This window comes from uncultured Amnibacterium sp. (assembly GCF_964244015.1).
Classification (GTDB): domain Bacteria; phylum Actinomycetota; class Actinomycetes; order Actinomycetales; family Microbacteriaceae; genus Amnibacterium.
Genome location: NZ_CAXTHO010000207.1, coordinates 1 through 2,487 on the forward strand (window position 1 = coordinate 1; position 2,487 = coordinate 2,487).

At 72.6% G+C, this 2,487-nt stretch carries 2 protein-coding genes; both read right to left on the bottom strand.

The window, feature by feature from the left end:
• Positions 1-176 precede the first annotated feature (176 nt).
• On the bottom strand, positions 177-1,190 hold the full coding sequence (locus ACFE67_RS14845; RefSeq protein ID WP_375407642.1) for a hypothetical protein: 1,014 nt from the start codon (positions 1,188-1,190) through the stop codon (positions 177-179).
• Entirely contained in the window at positions 1,187-2,422 is a 1,236-nt protein-coding gene (locus ACFE67_RS14850) for a hypothetical protein (RefSeq protein ID WP_375407643.1), read from the bottom strand. The genes ACFE67_RS14845 and ACFE67_RS14850 overlap by 4 nt, the downstream gene beginning before the upstream one ends.
• Positions 2,423-2,487: the final 65 nt, after the last annotated feature.

The following is a 2,487-nucleotide window of genomic DNA, read 5'->3' on the forward strand; positions in this document are numbered from 1 at the left end:
CGACTCATGGTCATCAACCACCGCCACCCGCACCACATCAACCGCGCTCTCAGGCTTGGTCATCGTCACGATTCAGGGCTCCTTCGGGTGGTGGACGGCGCGAGTGTACGAGCGGGTCCGGTCGAGGCTCGGGCGCACACTCCGGGGGCGGTCGGCCCCAGAACGGGGCGTCGGCATCACGCGGTCACCGGTCGGTCGAGCTCGAGCCAGAGGTCGACCTGCTCGTCCTCCTCGAGACCGAGCGCGGAGGCGACCGGATCGCTGGACATCGCCACGACGGTGATCGCCTTGTCGGAGTCGCGGGGTGCGGTCCGGATGATGATGCGCTCCGAGTGCAGGTCGGCGATCGCCGCCACGACCGTGGCGAGCATCGCCGAGAGTGCGTCCTCGTCGATGTCGTCGATGCCGCCGTCGTCGTTCACCTGCACGAGCGCGCCACGGCGACGGTGCGCGATCACCTGGTCGCGGACGTCGTCGTTCAGCAGCCGCCGGCCGCGGATCTCGTCCCGGATCGACTGCTCCAGCACCCGGCACTCGAGCCGGTCGGCTGCGGTCAACCCGTCCGTCGCCGACGCGATGCGCTCCAGCATCCCCGCGGCGAGCCGGAAGGTGGTGGCGAGCCGCACCTGCCGCTCGGCCTGGTACGCGTCCTGCGCGGCCTGCCACTCGAGCGCCTCCCGCTCCGCGGCGGAGAAGGCGGTGAGGTGGTGCTCCGTGCGGGCCAGCGCCCAGCCGCCGGCCACCAGGATGGCGATGACGAGGACGCCCCCGAGGACGCCGAAGTTCGCCAGCGCCGCGACGCCACCCCACACGTAGGTGTGCAGCCCCAGCGCGCCGACGAGGATGCACGCCGCCGCCGCACGGCGGCGCCAGACGAGGACCACGGCGATGCAGGCGACACCGACGACGTACCAGGCGCCGCTGCTGTAGCTGTCCCGCACCGGGTCCAGGCCGACCGAGCCGAGGAGCGGCAGCACGATCCCGCACCCGACCACGACGATCGTCGTCGGCAGCGGCGCGCGCCCCGTCCGCGTCATGCAGAGGGCCATGCCGACGACGAAGAACCCGAGGGCGAGCAGGTTCGTCATCGGGGAGCGCCCCCCGGCGACGCTGATGATGCAGAACGAGGCCGCGTACGCCGCGGACACCGAGGTGAGGGCGAGGGAGAACCAGCGCGGGACGATGATCATGCGAGCACCTCCACGTGCTCGGGCAGCGGCGCGGTGCCCGAGACGACGACGGACCCCCAGCTGAGGGCGACCGCGGTGCCCTCCCCCGGGGCGGAACGGACGTGCGCCCGGCCGTCGACGGCGCGCATCAGGTCGGCGACCGCGTGGAAGCGGTCGCTCCGTTCGTCGTCGGGATCGTTCGGACGGCAGGCGCGTCCGTCGTCGGTCACGACGATGCGCACGCCGTCGGGTCCGAGCGCGGTCATCCGGATGGAGCGGACCGTCGCTCCCTCGGCGTGGAAGAGGCTCGCGGAGATCAGATGCAGCAGCGACGAGACGACCGCGTCGGCCGCGTCGACGGGCAGCACGAGGTCGGTCAGCAGCGCGTCCTCGTCCACCTCCCATCCGGGCAGCAGCGGATCGAACCGGTCGACCGCGTCGCCGAGCGCCTTGCCGAACGCGATCACCGGGCCCGACTCCCCGGAGCGGGTGACGTGGTTGAGCACGCGGAGGGAGTTCTCGGCCATCCGGCGGGCGAGCCGCTCGGCCTCCGGGTCCTCGGCGCTCGCCGCGGCGAGGAACGTGGTGAGCACCGAGTCGTGCACGAGCGCGTCGGTGCGGGTGCGCTCGTGCTCGGTCGCGTCGTCGAGGCGGGACCGACCGTAGCTCGCGAGCGCGGTCTGCTGGGCGGCGTCCGCCTGCTCCACCCCGCGCCGAACGGTGGCGACCAGGAGGATGAGCACCGCCGAGATCGCGACGCCGAACAGCGCGTTCGCGATCGTGTCAAGTACCGACAGCCCGCCGCGGAGCAGGAGCACCAGCGCGATGTCGATGCTGACGATCACCGCGCAGCAGATCGGGGCGAGCGGCCTCCGGAACGCGACGGCGAGGTAGCCCGCCTCGACGGGCAGCATCGCGACGAGCCAGGGCATGGGCGTCGCGGGGATGGGACTCGAGATCGCGAACGGCCAGATCGCGACCGCGGCGAAGAACAGGATCGACGCGTACAGGAAGAGGCTGCGGGAGTGGAAGGAGGTGGGGCCGGCGATCGAGCCGATCACGACGGATCCGGTCACGAGGGCGACCGCGACGCCGCCGAGCGGGCCCGCCATCGTGGGCCAGCCGGCGATGAGCCCGTCGAGCGCCTGCAGCGCGAACGCCAGCCCGAACGCGCTGACGATGACGCCGAGGTACCGCTGGAACCGCCGCGCGCCCACCCGCTGACCGAGCGCGCCGCGGGTGTCAGTCATCATCGGCGGAGGTGTCGGGGTCGAGTCCGGGGAGGATCCCGTCCTCGACCGCGCGACGCAGCAGATCC